The 17,466-nt window shown below is 62.1% G+C and carries 15 protein-coding genes; 9 read left to right on the forward strand and 6 right to left on the reverse strand.

All coding sequences use genetic code 11. The features are described from left to right. Positions 1–3: 3 nt before the first annotated feature. From BLO80_RS02335 to ligD, 3 genes are read left to right on the forward strand one after another with little or no spacing between them, the layout of a single operon-like run. Positions 4–1,017, forward strand: a complete 1,014-nt coding sequence (locus BLO80_RS02335; protein WP_092326493.1) for a methyltransferase — start codon at positions 4–6, stop codon at positions 1,015–1,017. After that, a complete protein-coding gene (locus BLO80_RS02340) occupies positions 989–2,152 on the forward strand; it encodes a carboxylate-amine ligase (RefSeq protein ID WP_092326495.1) in 1,164 nt (387 codons plus the stop codon). The genes BLO80_RS02335 and BLO80_RS02340 overlap by 29 nt, the downstream gene beginning before the upstream one ends. Next, entirely contained in the window at positions 2,149–4,761 is a 2,613-nt protein-coding gene (ligD, locus tag BLO80_RS02345) for a DNA ligase D (RefSeq protein WP_092326496.1), read from the forward strand. Before BLO80_RS02340 ends, ligD begins: the two co-directional genes overlap by 4 nt. Positions 4,762–4,958: 197 nt before the next feature. On the opposite strand, the gene BLO80_RS02350 is transcribed toward ligD, so the two are convergent. Beyond that, positions 4,959–5,570, reverse strand: a complete 612-nt coding sequence (locus tag BLO80_RS02350) for a Yip1 family protein (protein ID WP_092326498.1) — start codon at positions 5,568–5,570, stop codon at positions 4,959–4,961. A 168-nt stretch (positions 5,571–5,738) separates the two neighbouring features. Between BLO80_RS02350 and BLO80_RS02355 the strand changes: the two genes are divergently transcribed. From BLO80_RS02355 to BLO80_RS02365, 3 genes are read left to right on the forward strand one after another with little or no spacing between them, the layout of a single operon-like run. Beyond that, entirely contained in the window at positions 5,739–6,239 is a 501-nt protein-coding gene (locus BLO80_RS02355) for a CinA family protein (protein WP_092326499.1), read from the forward strand. 10 nt (positions 6,240–6,249) lie between these two features. Continuing rightward, a complete protein-coding gene (locus BLO80_RS02360; RefSeq protein WP_092326501.1) occupies positions 6,250–6,768 on the forward strand; it encodes a hypothetical protein in 519 nt (172 codons plus the stop codon). A 7-nt stretch (positions 6,769–6,775) separates the two neighbouring features. Further along, complete coding sequence (locus BLO80_RS02365) at positions 6,776–7,225, forward strand: DUF421 domain-containing protein (RefSeq protein ID WP_072405547.1); 450 nt, start codon at positions 6,776–6,778, stop codon at positions 7,223–7,225. Positions 7,226–7,402: 177 nt separating this feature from the next. On the opposite strand, the gene BLO80_RS02370 is transcribed toward BLO80_RS02365, so the two are convergent. Beyond that, positions 7,403–8,260: an SDR family oxidoreductase gene (locus tag BLO80_RS02370; protein ID WP_092326503.1), complete on the reverse strand. Its 858-nt coding sequence runs from the start codon at positions 8,258–8,260 to the stop codon at positions 7,403–7,405. A 187-nt stretch (positions 8,261–8,447) separates the two neighbouring features. Between BLO80_RS02370 and BLO80_RS02375 the strand changes: the two genes are divergently transcribed. Continuing rightward, positions 8,448–8,852 (forward strand): VOC family protein, encoded by a 405-nt coding sequence (locus tag BLO80_RS02375; protein ID WP_072405549.1) that lies wholly within the window; start codon positions 8,448–8,450, stop codon positions 8,850–8,852. Between the two features lie 60 nt (positions 8,853–8,912). Here BLO80_RS02375 and BLO80_RS02380 read toward each other — a convergent pair whose 3' ends face one another. Next, complete coding sequence (locus tag BLO80_RS02380) at positions 8,913–10,061, reverse strand: MalY/PatB family protein (RefSeq protein ID WP_092326504.1); 1,149 nt, start codon at positions 10,059–10,061, stop codon at positions 8,913–8,915. Positions 10,062–10,241: 180 nt separating this feature from the next. Here BLO80_RS02380 and BLO80_RS02385 point away from each other — a divergent pair, with 180 nt between their 5' ends. Together BLO80_RS02385 and BLO80_RS02390 are read left to right on the forward strand one after the other, a co-directional pair. Continuing rightward, complete coding sequence (locus BLO80_RS02385) at positions 10,242–11,747, forward strand: methyl-accepting chemotaxis protein (RefSeq protein WP_092326506.1); 1,506 nt, start codon at positions 10,242–10,244, stop codon at positions 11,745–11,747. A gap of 208 nt (positions 11,748–11,955) precedes the next feature. Next, positions 11,956–13,023 (forward strand): alpha/beta fold hydrolase, encoded by a 1,068-nt coding sequence (locus tag BLO80_RS02390; RefSeq protein WP_092326508.1) that lies wholly within the window; start codon positions 11,956–11,958, stop codon positions 13,021–13,023. A gap of 34 nt (positions 13,024–13,057) precedes the next feature. On the opposite strand, the gene BLO80_RS02395 is transcribed toward BLO80_RS02390, so the two are convergent. The 3 genes from BLO80_RS02395 to BLO80_RS02405 all read right to left on the reverse strand — a co-directional run bounded on the left by BLO80_RS02395 (position 13,058) and on the right by BLO80_RS02405 (position 17,304). Then, the gene (locus BLO80_RS02395; RefSeq protein ID WP_092326510.1) at positions 13,058–15,298 is read right to left on the reverse strand and encodes a xanthine dehydrogenase family protein molybdopterin-binding subunit; all 2,241 of its coding nucleotides are present in this window, start codon (positions 15,296–15,298) and stop codon (positions 13,058–13,060) included. Positions 15,299–15,310: 12 nt separating this feature from the next. Continuing rightward, a complete protein-coding gene (locus BLO80_RS02400; RefSeq protein WP_092326511.1) occupies positions 15,311–15,784 on the reverse strand; it encodes a (2Fe-2S)-binding protein in 474 nt (157 codons plus the stop codon). A gap of 200 nt (positions 15,785–15,984) precedes the next feature. Continuing rightward, positions 15,985–17,304, reverse strand: a complete 1,320-nt coding sequence (locus BLO80_RS02405) for an OprD family porin (RefSeq protein ID WP_092326513.1) — start codon at positions 17,302–17,304, stop codon at positions 15,985–15,987. Between the last annotated feature and the right edge of the window lie 162 nt (positions 17,305–17,466).

Here is a 17,466-nt window from a genome sequence, read left to right on the forward strand (position 1 = left end):
TGCATGAATGAAGAAGAACGTCTGTCCGAGCCGGACCTTGCACTGCTGCAACTGGGTCGACGCCTGCAAGCCGACGGCTACCGTTTCATCACCCCGACCCCGTTGACCCACGAACGGGTCAACCAGCGTCCCGGCAATGAGCGCGCCAAGACCTTGCGGGACGTGTTCGGGTGGTCGCGGCCGTTTGCGCCGGGGCTGATCAGCACCGACGAACAGCGGCAATTGCAAGACGCCCAGGTGCTGGAAGCACACGACGGCTTGTTGCGTAGCCGGGTGCGCTGGTCGAGCCTGGATGGCTTGCTGTTTGCCCATTCGCAGTTTCCCACGCAAGCCAGCGATGCGGTGTTCTTCGGCCCTGACACTTATCGTTTCGCCCAACTGATCCATACTCACCTGCAACAGAACTTCACAGCTGTGCAGCGCGCCGTGGACATCGGTTGCGGCGCGGGTGTCGGGGCCATCGTGATTGCCCGCGCCCGTCGTGAAGCGCAAGTGCTGGCCGTGGACATCAACCCCCAAGCCCTGCGTCTGAGCGCCGTGAATGCCGCGCTGGCGGAGGTGGCCAACGTCGAGGTCGCCCGCAGCGACGTGCTGCAGGACGTGCCAGGCCAGTTCGACCTGATCGTCGCCAACCCGCCGTACATGGCCGACCCCTCCGAGCGCGCCTATCGCCATGGCGGCGGCACACTGGGCGCCGGGCTGTCGCTGCGCATCGTCGAGCAGGCCTTGCCCCGGCTCACACCTGGCGGCTCGCTGGTGCTCTACACCGGCGTGGCCATGGTGGATGGGCGCGATCCGTTCCTCGAAGCGCTGGGGCAGTGGCGTGACTCGGCGGATTTCGGCTGGACCTACAAGGAATTGGACCCGGACGTGTTCGGTGAAGAACTGCTCACGCCGGGTTATCAGGACGTGGAAAGGATCGCCGTGGTGGCGTTGGTTGTAACCCGCATTGGCGCAGGTCTGGGCGGGGCTATCGGAGGGACTATCGATGAACAGGCGCATGAAATTCGGCGTTGAAGAGGAGTATTTCATCACGGACCTGAACACCCGGTGCATGCCGGGTGAACCCCCTGCGGAGGCTGTCGCCGCGTGCCAGGCTGAACTGGGCAAGCATTTCGCCCATGAGATGTTCCAATGCCAGGTGGAAATGGCCTCGCCCATCTTTCGCAGCCTGCCCGAGGCTGCCGACTACCTGAACCAAGTGCGTACGGGCCTGAACCAGCGCCTGGCGCCCTATGGCCTGGGCCTGCTCAGTGCCGGTTCACACCCGATGGCCACCCAGGTGCTGCAACCCACCGACGAGCTGCACTTCCAGCAACTGTTCGATGATTATCAGCGGGTGGCGCGGCGCAGCGTGCTGTCGGGCCTGCATGTACACGTGGAAGTCCCGGCCACGCAGGATCGGGTGCGTATCATGAATGAGGTCCTGCCGTGGTTGCCGATGTTCCTGGCCCTGAGCGCATCATCGCCATTCTGGAACGGTGGCTACAGCGGCTTCAGCAGCTATCGACAGGTGGCCTGCGATGAATGGCCGCGCATGGGGGTGCCGGAGTATTTCGAAGATGAATCAGCGTTCGGCGGCTACGTCGACATGCTCATGCGCACCGGGTCCATTCGCCAGGCCAGCGATTGCTGGTGGGTGATACGGCCTTCCTCACGTTATCCCACGTTGGAGCTGCGCATTTGCGATGCCTGCCCACGGGCGGACGATGTCCTTTGTCTGGTCTCGCTGTTTCGCCTGATGGTGGCTCACGCCGTGACGCAGCGCCGGCCCGGTGCCCGCTACAGCCAGATGTCCCAGTGGATCCTCAAGGAAAACCGCTGGCGGGCCAAGCGCCACGGGATTCTTGCGGAGTTCATCGTCGAGGGCCAGGAACAGCCGATGCTGATCGGTGAGTGGCTGACCCTGGCAGAACAGATTTTCGGTGAAACCGCGGCCGAGCTGGGTGTCCAGGATGTGTTCAAGCAGGCCCGCCGGATCGTCCAGGAAGGCACCAGCGCTGATCGGCAACTCGTGCTCTACGAACAAGGCCTGCTGCTGGGCGATTCGGTCGAACAGGCCTTGAGCCGGGTGGTCGATCAGTTGCTCGCGGAAACCGCTGGGATGCCGGTGGCCGACCCAGCCTTGCAACAGGTGGCAGGTGGTCCATGAGCAGCAAGACCCTGGATGACTACAACCGCATGCGAGATTTCGCCGCTACTCCGGAGCCGGCGGCGAAACGTTCGCGCAAGTCGGCAAAAACCGCCCACGCCTTGCAGTTCTGCATTCAAAAGCACGATGCCTCGCGGCTGCATTACGACTTTCGGCTGGAGCTGGACGGTGCGCTCAAGAGCTGGGCGGTGCCCAAGGGGCCCTCCCTGGACCCCAAAGCCAAACGCCTGGCCGTGCATGTCGAAGATCATCCACTGGATTACGCCACGTTCGAGGGCAACATCCCTGAAGGCCACTACGGTGCCGGTGACGTGATCGTCTGGGACCGGGGCGTCTGGATTCCCCAGGGGGATCCCCATGAGGCCTACGAAAAAGGCCGGCTCAAGTTCGAGTTGCAAGGGGAAAAGCTCAGCGGCCTGTGGAACCTGGTACGCACCCACATGCCCGGCAAGCAGGAGCAGTGGTTCCTGATCAAGCATCAAGACCAGGCCGCCCGCCCCGAAAGCGAATACGACGTGGTCCAGGCCGAGCCGGACAGCGTGCTCAGCGATCGCACCCTCGTGCCCAAGCGTCGAGGCAAGGCTGCCGCCAAAGCGGTGAAGCAACCGGAAAAAGCCGCGCGGCCGAAATCGCCGAAACGCGCCTCGAAAGGCACCCTCAGCGGTGCGGTCGCCGGCCCGCTGCCTGAAACCCTCAAGCCGGAACTGGCGACCCTGGTGGAAAGTGCGCCCGACGGCGAATGGCTCTATGAGATCAAGTTCGACGGTTACCGGGTCATGGCGCGGATCGAAAACGGCGACGTCAGGCTGCTCACCCGCAACGGCCATGACTGGACCCACAAATTGCCAAGACAGGCCGAGGCCTTGGCCGCGTTGGGGTTGGAATCGGCCTGGCTCGACGGCGAGATGGTGGTCGCCAACGAGCAGGGTGTGCCGGACTTCCAGGCTTTGCAAAACGCCTTCGAGGCCGGCAGCAGCGGCAAAATCGCCTATTACCTGTTCGACGTGCCATATCTCAATGGCATGGATTTGCGCAACGTGCCGGTGCAAGAGCGCCGGGCCGCCTTGGCCGCCGTGCTGGAGCCCAACGAAAGCCCCTTGCTGCGTTTCTCCGATGCCTTCGAAGAAACCCCTGACGCGCTGCTCAACAGCGCCTGCCAGATGCAGATGGAAGGGCTGATCGGCAAGCGCGTCGGCAGCACCTATGTGTCCAGGCGCAGCAACGACTGGATCAAGCTCAAATGCAAGAATCGCCAGGAGTTCGTGGTGGTGGGCTTCAGCGATCCGAAAGGCGCTCGCAGTGCCTTCGGTGCCTTGCTGCTGGGGCTGCATGATGCCGACAGCGGCCAGTTGCGCTACGCCGGTAAGGTCGGCACCGGGTTCAACGAAACCACCCTTAAAAGCATCTACCAGCAATTGCTGCCCCTGGAGACGAAAAAGGCCGCCGTGGCGAATCCACCCACCGGCTACGAAGCCAAGGGCGTGCACTGGCTGGAACCGACGCTGTTGGCCGAAGTGGCCTTTGCCGAAATGACCAAGGAAGGCTCGGTGCGCCATGCGGTCTTCCATGGCTTGCGCAACGACAAGCCGGCCAAGGACATCACTCAGGAGCTTGCCAAACCCGTGAAAAAAACCACTGCGGCGAAAAAAACCAGCACCCAGGACGAACCTGACACGAAACCGCACAAGGCAAAGATCAGGACAAAAGCCAAGGCCCCGGCCATGGACGGCAAGGTCCGCATCACTCACCCGGAGCGGGTCATCGACGCTAGCAGTGGCACCACCAAGTTGCAGTTGGCCGAGTATTACGCCAGCGTTGCCGAATTCATCCTGCCGGAACTGGAAGATCGCCCGGTCGCCTTGGTCCGGGCGCCGGATGGCATCGCCGGTGAGCTGTTCTTCCAGAAAAACCCCGAGCGCCTGGCGATTCCCGGTATCACCAGCCTGGACAAGGAACTGACCGGGCAGCCGGTGATGATCATCAACAACGCCGAGGCGCTGATCGGCGCGGTGCAGATGAGCACGGTGGAACTGCACACCTGGAATGCCACGTCTGTCGATCTGGACAAGCCCGACCGCTTCGTCCTCGACCTCGACCCGGACCCGGCGCTGCCCTGGAAAAGCATGGTCGAGGCGACGCAGCTCACCTTGTCGGTGCTCGATGAACTAGGCCTCAAGGCGTTTCTCAAGACCAGCGGCGGCAAGGGCATTCATGTGGTGGTGCCATTGACGCGCAAACTGGGCTGGGACGAGGTCAAGGGCTTCAGTCATGCGATTGTCAGTCACATGGCCAAGTTGCTGCCGGACCGTTTTTCGGCGGTGTCCGGGCCGAAGAACCGGGTAGGGCGGATCTTCATCGATTACCTGCGCAATGGGCTGGGCTCCACGACCATCTGTGCCTACGCCGCCCGGACCCGGGAGGGGTTGCCGGTGTCGGTGCCGATATTTCGTGAGGAGGTGGCTGAGCTCAAGGGGGCGAACCTGTGGAATGTGCACAATGTTCATGAGCGTCTGGCGGAGGTGGGTCACGAGCCTTGGGCCGGGCTGAAGAAGACTCGACAGAGCATTACGGCTGAGATGCGCAGGCGTATCGGTATGAAGAAAGTCTGAGCTATAGCGGCTATTCGGATGTTCAGAAGTCACAAATGCTCTATACGACGCGGTCCCCTGTGGGAGCGAGCTTGCTCGCGAAGAGGCCAGCAAGCCCAAGATCCCTGTGACTGCACCACCGCCATCGCGAGCAAGCTCGCTCCCACAGGATGAACCTGATCATCTCAAGCCCCTGTCATCGGTAATCTGAAATGCGTTCAGCCCACCGGGACACGCAAATATTCCGGCTGCAGGTAGTTGAACCAGAGCAGGATCATTTCCACCAGGATTGTCACCAGGACCAGCAGGCCCACACCCCAGACACTTGCCGAATACAGCAGGCCTTGTTCCTTCTTGAGGCCCATGAACTTGGGCAGCCCGACGAACAGCAGGAATGTCGAGTAGGCCGACGCCAGCAACAGCACCGCCACGGCCAGCCAGCGGCTCGGGTAAAGCCCGAAGATTCCGGCCAGGAAGTACGGCGTTGCGGTATAGGCGGCGAAACCGATGCATTGGTTGACCGTCGGGCGCGCTTCGAAAGTGCGGGACATCCAGCGGATGAACAGCCCCATCAACGTGACGCCGACGACGCTGGTCAGGTACAGCAGCGCGCACAGTTGAAGGGCGCTGGCACTGCTGAGCCGTACCGTTTCGTTTTCGGCCAGGCTCCATCCGGTCCAGGTGGTGCCGATGAACAGGCATACCGCGGGAATCAGCGCGAGCAACAGCAAATGAGCCAGGTAATGGCGTGGATGTGCCTGTTCTTGCTCGCGTATGTCGGCCCAGGCGAATTCGGGCTGGGTGAACAGTTTGACGAAAGGTGCGGACATGACGACCTCCTGATCAGGACGGCCTCTGCATGAGGCCCTTATTGGGTTTGAGGCACGGAAAAACACCCGGGTTTCATTTATTTGCGGGTCCTGGCCGACGGGGCGATAAAGGGAATGAAACACAACGGCGAAGGTCAACCCATCAGCATCCCTGAAGGACCGTCTGCCATGACTGTTGCCCAAATCCTGGTTGATTATTTGCGTGATCATGACCTGCGCCTGACCACGGCCGAATCCTGCACCGCCGGAAAGATCGTCACATTGCTGGCCGAGGTGCCCGGCAGTGGGTCACTGATCGAAAGCGGTTATGTGGTGTATTCTCCGGAGGCCAAGCAGCGCTTGCTCGGTGTCAGCCCACGCACCATCGAGACGTTCAATCTCACCAGCCGCGAAGTCGCCGAGGAGATGGCCCTCGGTGCCTTGCACGATGCCAATGCCAATACGGCGGTGGCCACCACCGGTCTGCTCGGGCCAGACGACAAGGACGGAATACCCGCCGGCACCGTCTGCTTTGCCTGGGCGTTCGACGTGGACGGTCAGCGAGCATTGTTCAGCCGTTGCGTGCGGTTCTTCGGCAGTCGCGGTCAGGTGCAATTGCAGGCCGCCGAATACGTGTTGCAACAACTGCCCGGCTTTCACCAGCGCGCCGTGGCCGGCGAGCGGCGATAGGGGGCGGGCCATGAGCGATCCATACGAGCAGGACGACCACCGGAGCCGCCAGTTTCCGGTACGCGAAGACATGGCGTTCCAGCATAAGGTCTGGCGTTTCGAACGAGTCGGCTGGTACGTGTTGGTGTTGTTGGTGGTCCTAGCCTTGCTGGGGCTGTTTTCCCGTGGCCCGCTGAGCAACCGGGAGCTGCACAGCGACGACGGCAGCCTTGGCGTCGAGTACCAGGCTTTCCACCGCAACGGCTCCAGCAACGCCTTGGTCATCCGTCTCAAGGGCCAGCCCAACGCCGTGTTGGAAGTCGAGTTGGGTGGCGATTGGCTGGAGGGTTTCGAGGTGCAAGCGTTGCAACCTGCACCGATGCGCTCGGCGGGCGCGGGGCAGGGCATGACCCTCTGGGTACAAGCCGATGAACGAGGCCAGGCCAGCCTGCACCTGTCATTGCTTGGCGATGGCTTCGGGACCTATCACTGTCGCATCGCAACCCCCCGCGGTGCCTCGGTGAGTTTCAATCAGTTCATTTTTCCTTAGGTGACCTATGGATTCGGTGCTGCGAGCTGCCGTGATGTACGCGGCGTTGATGGTGTTGTTCAAGATCGCCGGGCGACGTTCGCTGGCAGAACTCACCACCTTTGACTTCGTGTTGTTGATGATCATCGGCGAGGCCACTCAACAGGCGCTGTTGGGGGATGATTTCTCGATGACCAACGCGCTGATGGTGATCGTGACGCTGATTGCCATCGATGTCGGCTTCTCATTGCTCAAGCTGCGCTCCCAATGGGTGTCGCGCCTGATCGACGGTGGTCCGACCATCATCGTCGAGGACGGACGAATTCTGCGCGGCCGGATGCGTCATGCGCGGTTGGTGGAGGCGGACATCATGGAAGCGGCACGCTCCAGCCAGGGCATCGAGACCCTGGAACAGATCAAGTTTGCGATCATCGAGCGCAACGGGAAGATCTCGGTGATTGCCAAGGAGCCGTCCTGAGCACTGTCGCCGATACCTTGTGTCAAGGGCACTGCTGTTACCGATCGACTGGCTGGGCACAGTCCACTGTGGGAGCAAGCTTGCTCGCGATAGGGGCAGCCCAGGCAACATCAATGGTGACTGGTTCACCGCTATCGCGAGCAAGCTCGCTCCCACAGGTAAAACACTGCGCGATGCTTAAAGCATCGGCTTGCCCCCGGTAACCCCATAACGGGCCCCGGAGATGTAGCTGCCTTCGTCCGAGGCCAGCAGCACATAGATCGGCGCCACTTCAACCGGCTGGCCAGGGCGGCCAAGGGGTGTCTGGGAACCGAAATTCTGCACTTCTTCCTCGGGCATGGTCGCCACGATCAGCGGCGTCCAGATCGGTCCCGGGGCCACGCTGTTCACGCGGATGCCCTTGGGCCCGAGCATCTGCGCCAGGCCACCGGTAAAGTTGGCGATGGCGCCTTTGGTGGTGGCATAGGCCAGCAACGTCGGCTTGGGCATGTCGGAATTGACCGAGCTGGTATTGATGATCGAGCCACCAGGCTTCATGTGCGGCACGGCGGCCTGGCAGATCCTGAACATCGCCGTGATGTTGATATCGAAGGTGCGCACCCATTCTTCGTCGGGAATGTCCTCCAGGTTTTCGTGGGTCATCTGGAACGCGGCGTTGTTGACCAGGACGTCGATACGGCCGAAGCGGGCGACGGTTTCATCGACGATCTTGCGGCACAGGCCTTTGTCCGCCAGGTCACCGGGCAACAACAGGCACTGGCGTCCGGCCTGCTCGACCCAGCGTGCGGTTTCTTTGGCGTCTTCATGCTCGTCCAGGTAGGCAATCGCCACATCCGCACCTTCACGGGCGAAGGCAATGGCGACCGCGCGACCGATGCCGCTGTCGGCGCCGGTGATCAGGGCGATCTTGTTCGCCAATCGTCCGGAGCCGGTGTAGCTCTGTTCGCCGCAGTCCGGGTAAGGGTCCATTTTGCGCTGGGTGCCGGGCACCGGCTGGCTTTGTTTAGGGAAAGGCGGGAAAGGGTAGTCGACCATCGTCGTTCTCCAGGTGGGTTGCGATGGAGGGTGGACTTTGGGTTTTCGGGCAGAGTTCGGTCGAATTGTTCGGCCAGTCGATGAGCGTGACAAGCAGCGTTTCGTCGGCGAATAGAGAGGCCTGGCGAACATTGGACGAGCCTGTATTCTCCAATGTCAGTACAGGTGTCGTTTAAGGAGCGGGGCAATGTTCAGCCACATACAGATCGGCGCGCGCGATCTGCCGACAATGGTCGCTTTTTATGATGCAGTCCTCGGCTGCCTGGGGCTGGAGCGTATCGAGGGCGAAAACGATTCGGGCCCGCCGGGAGAAGGCTGGCGTCAGCCCGGCAAGCATTGGCCGCAAGTTTTTGTCCAGTTGCCTTTCAATGGTCTGCCCGCGACCTGGGGCAATGGCATGCAAGTGAGCTTCGCCGCCGATTCCCCGCAAACCGTCCGCGCCGCCTGGGAGCAGGCGATGGCCATGGGCGGTACCGACGAAGGTCCACCGGGGCCGAGGCCGCAGTATTGCGAAGGTTATTTCGGCGCGTACTGCCGCGACCCGGAGGGGAACAAGCTGTGCTTTGTCCATGCGCCGGATATGCATGAATAAAGCTCAAACCCTTGTGGCAAGGGGCTTGCTCCTTCACCACAAGGGGCATTGGCAGTTGAATCAGTCCCTGGCTTTCAGGCTGCGCTCCATCCGCGCGATGCCTTCCTCCAGCAACGCCCGCGGGCAGCCGAAGTTCAGGCGCACGAACTGCCCGGCATCGTCAGCAAAATCCAGCCCGGCACTCAGCCCGACCTTGGCTTCTTTCAAGAAGAACCCTTGTGGGTTATCCAGCCCCAGCCCGGAGCAATCCAGCCAGGCCAGGTAAGTGCCCTGGGGTACGGTCATGGTGATGCCCGGCAGACGGGTGCTCACCGCCTCGACCAGGTAATCGCGGTTGGCTTGCAGATAAGCTTTCAAGGCCTCCAGCCATGGGCCGGCTTCGCTGTAGGCCGCGCGGGTCGCTTCCAGGCCCAGGGCATTGACGCTGTCGACCATGCCGGCCCGCGCGTTGTTGACCCGTTCGCGCAGCTTGGCGTTCTGGATAATGGCGAACGATGTTTTCAGCCCGGCGATGTTGTAGGCCTTGCTGGCGGACATCAGGGTGATGGTGCGCTCGGCAATTTCCGGGCTGAGGGAGGCGGTCGGAATGTGCACCCGGCCGTCGAAGCACAATTCGGCATGGATTTCGTCGGAGATGATCCAGGCGTCCTGCGCCAGGCAAATGTCCGCCACGGCCTTGAGTTCTTCGCGGCCAAACACCTTGCCCAGCGGGTTGTGGGGGTTGCTCAGCAACAGGGCGCCGCCGCCCTGCAACGCTTCGCGCAACGCGGCCAACGGCGTGTGGAATTCCCCCTTGACCGGGGTGAATGGCAATTCCACTTTGTTCAACTGCCAGTGACCGGGGGCGTGGCGCAGCGGAGGGTAGTTGGGCACCTGCACCACGACATTCTGTCGGGGGGCCACCAGGGCATGCAGTGCCATGTTGAAACCCGGCTCGACGCCAGGCAGGAACACGATCTGTTGAGGTTCGACGCGCCAGGCGTACTTGCTCCACAGGTCCGCCACGATGGCCGCGCGCAGATTGTCCTGGGCGACGCTGTAGCCCAGCATCGGATGTTCGAGGCGCTTGTGCAGCGCGTCGATGACCACCGGCGGGGCGGGGAAGTCCATGTCGGCCACCCACATTGGCAACACATCGGCCGGGTAACGGCTCCATTTGGTACTGCCGGTGCCGTGGCGCTCCAATACGGTGTCGAAATCGAAAGTCATGGGGATTCCATCAGTCAGTCATGAGATGGCGGACATCATAAAGCAAAGGCCGCTGAGAAAAGCTTGGTGGCGCTGTGCTACTAATTGATGATAATCAGTTAAAGTTTCGTCTCGAAACGCCGCTAAGCCATTAGCGGTATTCGGCAACGGACCTCCAAGTCTCTGAAAAGGACGACCCCCATGACATCGCCCGTGCGCTTTAACGATCACCACCGTAAAGCCGACCGCATCATGCTGGGGCTGCTTTGGCTCACGCTGCTGTATTCCCTGGGCCTGGCATTCCTGCACTCGACGTTCACCCAGGCGTTGCTGGTGGGGGCGACAACCTGCGTGGCAAGCACCGCGCTTTATCGCGTCCTGGCTGGCACCCGGGTCATGCGCTGCGTCATCGCCGTGGCGCTGATGATCATGGCGGCATTGCACATCAACCAGACTCACGGCGTGATCGAATTCCACTTCGGGATCTTCGTGCTGCTGGCCGTGTTGACGTTCTACCGTGACTGGCTGCCGATTGTCGTTGCCGCCGCCACCATCGCGGTTCATCACCTTGGTTTTCACTGGCTTCAACACCAGGGTTATCCGGTATTCGTCATGGACACCCACGGTGGCTGGTCGATGATCTTTCTTCACGCGTTCTACGTGGTGGTGGAAAGCGTGATCCTGATTTACCTGGCGAACCAGAGCCTGGCCGACGCCACGGAAAACCAGGAGGTGCTCGACAAGGTACTGGCGGCGGCCGCGCAGTTGAGCAACGACGCCGACAGGCAGCGCAGCGACGGCGTCAAGGTCTCTTCGAGTGAGCGTTTCGATCATTTCCTCCAGCAGGTCACCCAACTGGTGGACGGCGTGGTGCGCGACACCCGCAACCTCTCGGACCTGGGCCAGGACCTGTCCCAGGTTGGCCAGACCCTGGAAACCGGTGCCCGCCACCAACTCGATGAGGTGGCACAGATGAGCGGTGCGATCAGCCATCTGGTGGAGGCCATGGAAAACATCGCCAGCCATGTCGACCAGACCCTGCAGCGCGCCGGCCAGGCCAACGAGCAGGTCAACCGCGGGCGCAGCACGGTTGACCAGACCCGGGAAGAGATTGTCGAGCTGGCAGGGCGCATCAACCTGACCAACGAAACCGTGCAGGTCCTGGCCGACCAGGCACAGCAGATCGGTCAGGTGCTGGATGTAATCAACGGCATTGCCGAGCAGACCAACCTGCTGGCCCTCAACGCCGCCATCGAGGCGGCCCGGGCTGGTGAGCAAGGCCGAGGGTTCGCGGTAGTGGCTGACGAGGTCCGCACCCTGTCACAAAAGACCTCGACGTCCACCACCGAGATCCAGCAGATCATCGCCAAGCTGCAGCAAGGCAGCCGCCAGGCCGCCGCCGCGATGCAAGACAGCCGCGATGGGGTGGAGCGCTGCGTGTCCGCCAGCCAACAGGCTTCGCAACTGTTGCACGCCGTCGTCGAGGACATTGCCGTGATCAATCATTTCAACGACCTGATCGCCAGCACCACCCAGGAACAATCCAAGGCGTCGATGGGCATCAACCAGCGTCTGCAAAGCGTGCAGGCCGTGGCTGAGCGCAACGCCGACAACATCGGCATCCTGACCCGCAGCAGCCAATGCTTGCCACCGTTGGCGGAGCGGTTGGCGGTGTTGGGGCAGGCGTTTCATGGGAAGCCACTTTAAGCGACTGGCCGGCCCCTCGATCGAAACCCGCAGCAAGCGCGTAACCCGCATGTATCTCTGTGTATCCAGGGACATGGCCGATACGTGCCGTTGCATTCAAGCCCGTCGCTGACACATCCGCGATACCTGGCCAACGTCAAATGGGGCCCATCGAGACAGCCCAAGCCGTCTCACCGGCTCACCCCACGTCGTTCGCAAGGAGCTTCACATGGATATAAACCCTACCTCCGCTTCCCGGCATCGCCGCCGGCTCGCGCCAACCCTTCTGGCGTTGGCAATGATGCAGCTTGGCGCCTTGGGATTGACCTCGTCCCAGGCAAGCGCGGCCGATGTGCCGGCGAGCACTGTCGGCGCGATTACCCCCGGCAGCCACACGTCGTTCGGCCCGCTCAAGCACGTCAAGGCCGGGCTGCTGGACGTTGCCTATGCCGAGGTCGGGCCCGCCGATGGGCCGGTGGTGATCCTGTTGCACGGTTGGCCCTACGACATCCATAGCTATGCGGATGTGGCGCCGGCGCTGGCAGAGAAGGGCTATCGTGTGTTGATTCCCTACGCCCGCGGTTATGGCGATACACGCTTCCTGTCTGCCAAGACCCTGCGCAACGGCCAGCCTTCCGCACTGGCAAGCGATCTCATCGATTTCATGGACGCGCTGAACATCAGGCAGGCGGTGCTGGGCGGTTATGACTGGGGCGCACGCACCGCTGACATTGTCGCGGCCCTTTGGCCGGAGCGGGTGAAGGCGCTGGTGGCGGTCAGTGGCTACCTGATCGGCAGCCAGGAGGCCGGCAAGGCGCCGTTGCCGCCGGCCGCGGAGTTGCAGTGGTGGTATCAGTTCTACTTTGCGACAGAGCGTGGCCGCCTGGGCTACGAGGAAAACACCCACGACTTCGCCAAGCTGATCTGGAAGCTGGCGTCGCCGAAGTGGAACTTCGATGACGCGACGTACGACCGAAGCGCCGCCGCCTTGCAGAACCCCGATCATGTCGCGGTTTCAATCTTCAACTATCGCTGGCGCCTGGGCCTGGTCAAGGGCGAAGCCAAGTACGACAGGCTGGAAAAGAAACTGGCAACGTTCCCGTCGATCGGCGTACCGACCATCACCCTGGAAGGCGACGCCAACGGCGCTCCCCATCCGCCCGCTGAAGCCTATGCCAAGCGCTTCACCGGCAAATATGAGCATCGCCTGATCGACGGCGGCATCGGTCACAACCTGCCGCAAGAGGCGCCGCAGGCGTTCGCCCAGGCTGTGATCGATGCTGATCATCTGCGTTAACGGCGCAAACCGAAGCAGGTGAAACCGTCGCCGGTCACGTTAACTTGAACGGCAACTCACGCAACGGTTTGCCCGTCAGGCTCGCCACGGCGTTGGCAAACGCCGGGGCCAGCGCTGGCAGGCCGGGTTCGCCCATTCCCGTGGGCGGCTCGGCGCTGGGCACGATGTGGACGGCGAATTCCGGCATGTCGGTAATGCGCGGCACGCTGAAGTCAGCAAAATTGCTCTGCTGCACGACGCCGTCTTTCAGGGTGATGGCGCCACCGGGCAGGCACATCGACAAGCCCATCAGCGCCGCGCCCTGGACCTGAGCCTCGACACTGCGTGGGTTGACGGCCAGGTTGCAGTGCACGCCAGCGGTCACGTTGTGCAGCACCGGACGGCCATCCTGCACCGAGGCCTCGACCACATAAGCCACCACCGAACTGAACGACTCGTGGACCGCCACGCCCCAGGCACGGCCCGCCGGTAGCTGGCGCTTGCCGTACTCGCTCTTGTCCACGGCCAATTGCAGCGCCGCGCGATGGCGTGGGCTCTGGTCGCCAAACAACTTCATCCGATAGGCCACCGGATCCTGTCTGGTGGTGCGGGCGATCTCGTCGATCAGTGTTTCCATCACAAAAGCCGTATGGGTGGAACCGACGCTGCGCCACCACAGTACCGGGACGTTGAGTTTCGGGTGATGCACCGTCAGGCGCATGGGCAGCGGATACGGGTTGCGCAGGCCCTCGGTAGCGGTCGGGTCGATGCCATTTTTCACCCGCCCGCCAAACACGGTGCCGGTGATGATCGATTGGCCAACCAAGGCGTGGTCCCAGGCGAGAACCTTGCCAGTGTCATCAAAACCGATGCGCGCACGGTGCAGGTGCATGGGGCGGTAGTAGCCGCCCTTGATGTCGTCTTCCCGGCTCCAGAGTGTGCGGATAGGCGCATCGACCCCGGCGGTGCGGGCGGCCTTGGCCACTTCGCAAGCCAGTACCACGAAATCGTTGGTGGGTACGCCGCGCCGGCCAAAACCTCCGCCAGCGGTTTGCACGTTCACCTGGATCTGCTCGGGCTTGAGGTCCAGCACCTTGGCGGCGGCGGCCGCATCGCCGCCGGGAAATTGCGTGCCGACCCACAACTGAGCGCCGTTGCCGGCAAGCTGCACGGTGCAATTGAGCGGTTCCATGGGGGCATGGGCGAGGTAGGGGAACAGGAACTCGGCCTCCAGTCGATGCGGCGCCGTGGCGAGTGGCGTCATGTCGGCATCGAAGTGCAACGGGCCGGGCTGGCTGGCCAACTCGCGGTATTGAGCCAATTGTTTTTCGCTGTCCACCTTTTCCACGGCGGACGCGTTCCATTCAACCTTCAGCGCATCCCGTGCCAGCTTCGCCTGCCAGTAGCTGTCGGCGACCACCGCGACACCTTCGGCGCCGCCATCCAGCGGTACGCGCAACACGGCCTTCACGCCTTTGGTGGCTCGCGCCGCGCTGTCGTCCAGAGCAGCGATTCTGGCGCCGAACACCGGTGGCCGGGCGACGACCGCCGTGAGTTGCCCCGGCAGGTGCATGTCGATGCCGAAGTCCTGCTGGCCGCTGCTCTTGGCCTTGGCGTCGATGCGGGTGGTGGCCTGGCCGATGATGCGGAAATCCTTGGGATCCTTGAGGGTGATCTGCTCGGGTACAGGCATCGCCATCGCGGCTTGCGCCAGTTCGCCGTAGCTCGCTTTACGGCCCTCCGGGCCGAGCACCATGCCGGCCTGGGTACTCAGGCTCGCCACGTCCACGTTCCAGCGCGCGGCGGCCGCACCCAGCAGCATGGCGCGCGCACGGGCGCCAAGTTCGCGGTACTGGGTGTAGCTGTTCTTGATCGTGTTGGAACCCCCCGTGAGGTGGATACCGAACGCCGGATCCATGTAGGCCGCGTCGTTGCTGCCGTTGCGACTGCGCACCAGGCTCCAGTCGGCATCCAGTTCTTCGGCGAGAATCATGGGCAGGCCGGTCTGCACGCCCTGGCCGAATTCCAACCGATTGATGGTGACCGTAACCTCGCCATTGGGCGCGATCTGCACGAATGCGGAAGGTTGCTGGGTCGGTTTGAGCGGCGCTGCGACGGCGCCATTGGCTTCCTGCGCCAGGGCCAGGTGTGGAAACGCACCCAAGGCCAGCCCGCCGATGCCGACGATCTTGAGGAAGCTGCGCCGGGGCAGGGCAGCGGGGCCGTCATCCTCGCCGCGTTCAAGCATATGTTGCAAGGCGCGGGGGAGCTCGTTTGGGAAGATTTCGTTCAGCATGGTCAGCTCCGATCAGGCAATGGCTTTGGCGGCATCAGCCACCGCGGCGCGGATTCGGGCGTAGGTGCCACAGCGGCAGATATTGCCGGCCATGGCCGAGTCGATCTCGGCCGCCGTAGGCTGCTTGCCCTTGGGCTGGGCCTTGAGAAAAGCCGTTGCGCTCATGATCTGGCCACTCTGGCAGTAGCCGCATTGCGCCACGTCGTGTTTGACCCACGCCTCGTGCACGGCGCTGCCGACCGGATCGCTGCCGTTGGTTGCCGCTTCGATGGTGGTGATCTTCTTGCCTTCGGCGGCGGCGATAGGGGTCACGCAGGAACGAATGGCCTGGCCATCCAGGTGCACGGTGCAGGCGCCACACAGCGCCGCGCCGCAGCCGAACTTGGTGCCGGTCATGCCCAGTGTGTCGCGCAGGGTCCAGAGGATAGGGGTGCCAGGGTCGACGTCGACCGTGTATTCACGGCCGTTGATGTTCAGGGCGCTCATAGGGGGACCAGCTCCAGATGGTTTGGCTCTGGTTAACTATAGGAAGGAATAGTCGGGGGGGCTTGCACGATCCGGGCTGATTATTGCCTGATCATGCGAATCAGCGTGCCCCCGCGAAGGTGCACGCTGTTGTGTCGGCGCAACAGGGCGGAGGAAAGGAGCCGCGGTGGGCGTGCTTCCGGCTCCTTCCTCCCGCACGGTTACATCAACGGAATGCTGTAGCTCACAAACAGGCGATTCTGATCCTGGTCGCGAGCAATATCGCTTCGCGACATCCCGTTGCGCCAGCCGAAGCCGACATTCTTCAACGCGCCGCTCTGGATCACATAGTCCAGGGAGATATCACGCTCCCATTCACTGGCGTCCCGGCCGCTGGCCGTCTGGATGTTATCGCCCTTGAGGTACATCACCGATGCCTTCAAGCCTGGAACGCCAAGTGCTGCGAAGTCATAGGCATATTGAGCAAATGCAGTGCGCTCGCCGGCCTGGATGAACGTCTGGATGGTACGGTCGGTGTAGAGATAAAGACTCGCGCCGCCTTCACCTTTGCCCACCAGGCCGCCCTGGTTCAGTTGCGTAAAGTTGCTGTCTTCGGAAACACGCTGGTAACCCGCGGTAATGGCGTGGCCGCCCAACGAATAAATGAACGCTGCGCTCCAGGTATCGTTGTCGATTTCGCCACTGCCGTCCTTGGTAAAGCCGCCGAGTTTGTAACCACTGGCGCGACCGGCGGCGCTGCTGTTCTTGCCATCGGACGTGGTCTTGAAGTAACGCAGGTCGGTTTTCAACGAACCGTATTCACCCAACGGTAAGACATGCAGCAAACCGGCGAAGTGCTGTTGATAGTAGTCTTCGAGATTGGCGTAGTAATACTGCGCGGTCAGATCCTTGGTCAGTTTGTAATCGCCACCGGCAAACGTGAATTTATTGCTTTCCTGGGTGCCGCCGGCAACAGCCAGGCCGGCACTGTCGCTGGACGCACGCCCTGTGGCGTGCTCCAACTGGCCAGCGGTGAAGGTCAGGTTGTCGATTTCATTGCTGGTGACTTGCCCCCCCTCGAACGTTTGAGGCAACAAACGGCCATCGTTGGAGACCAGGATCGGCAATTTCGGCTGTAAGGTGCCGTACCGCAGCTCGGTCTTGGAGACGCGCATCTTCGCCGTGGCACCGAGACGAGCCCATTGGTCCGCCGCCTTGTCCCCGTCATTGGGAAACATCGAGCCACCGACATGACGGCCCGCGCCACTGTCGAGCTTCAGGCCCAGCAACCCGATGGCATCCAGGCCGAACCCCACGGTGCCGTCGGTAAACCCCGATTGATAATTGAGCATGAAGGCCTGGCCCCATTCTTCGGTCTTCGAAGGTGCGGCGGCTCCATCACGGTTATCGTTGTTGAAGTAGAAGTTGCGCAAGTTCAAGTTGGCTTTGCTGTCGCTGATAAAATCAGCCGACGCCAACGGACTCAGGACCAGACTCACACCGCCAGTTAAAAAACTCAGTGTTTGCAATAGGGCTTTCATCAGGACGAACTCCACCGCGGAATCACTGTTCCGGGCATATTGAAAAGGCAGCAGGAAGCCTTCAGCCGATCAGTCGATTGGCCGAGGCGTGAATGAAAAACGTTAAGAAACTTCAATCAATGGAATGGGACAGTGGTTCAAACCTCCGAGGAGCACCTTCAG

This window comes from Pseudomonas sp. NFACC56-3 (assembly GCF_900100025.1).
Classification (GTDB): Bacteria; Pseudomonadota; Gammaproteobacteria; order Pseudomonadales; family Pseudomonadaceae; genus Aquipseudomonas; species Aquipseudomonas fluorescens_AA.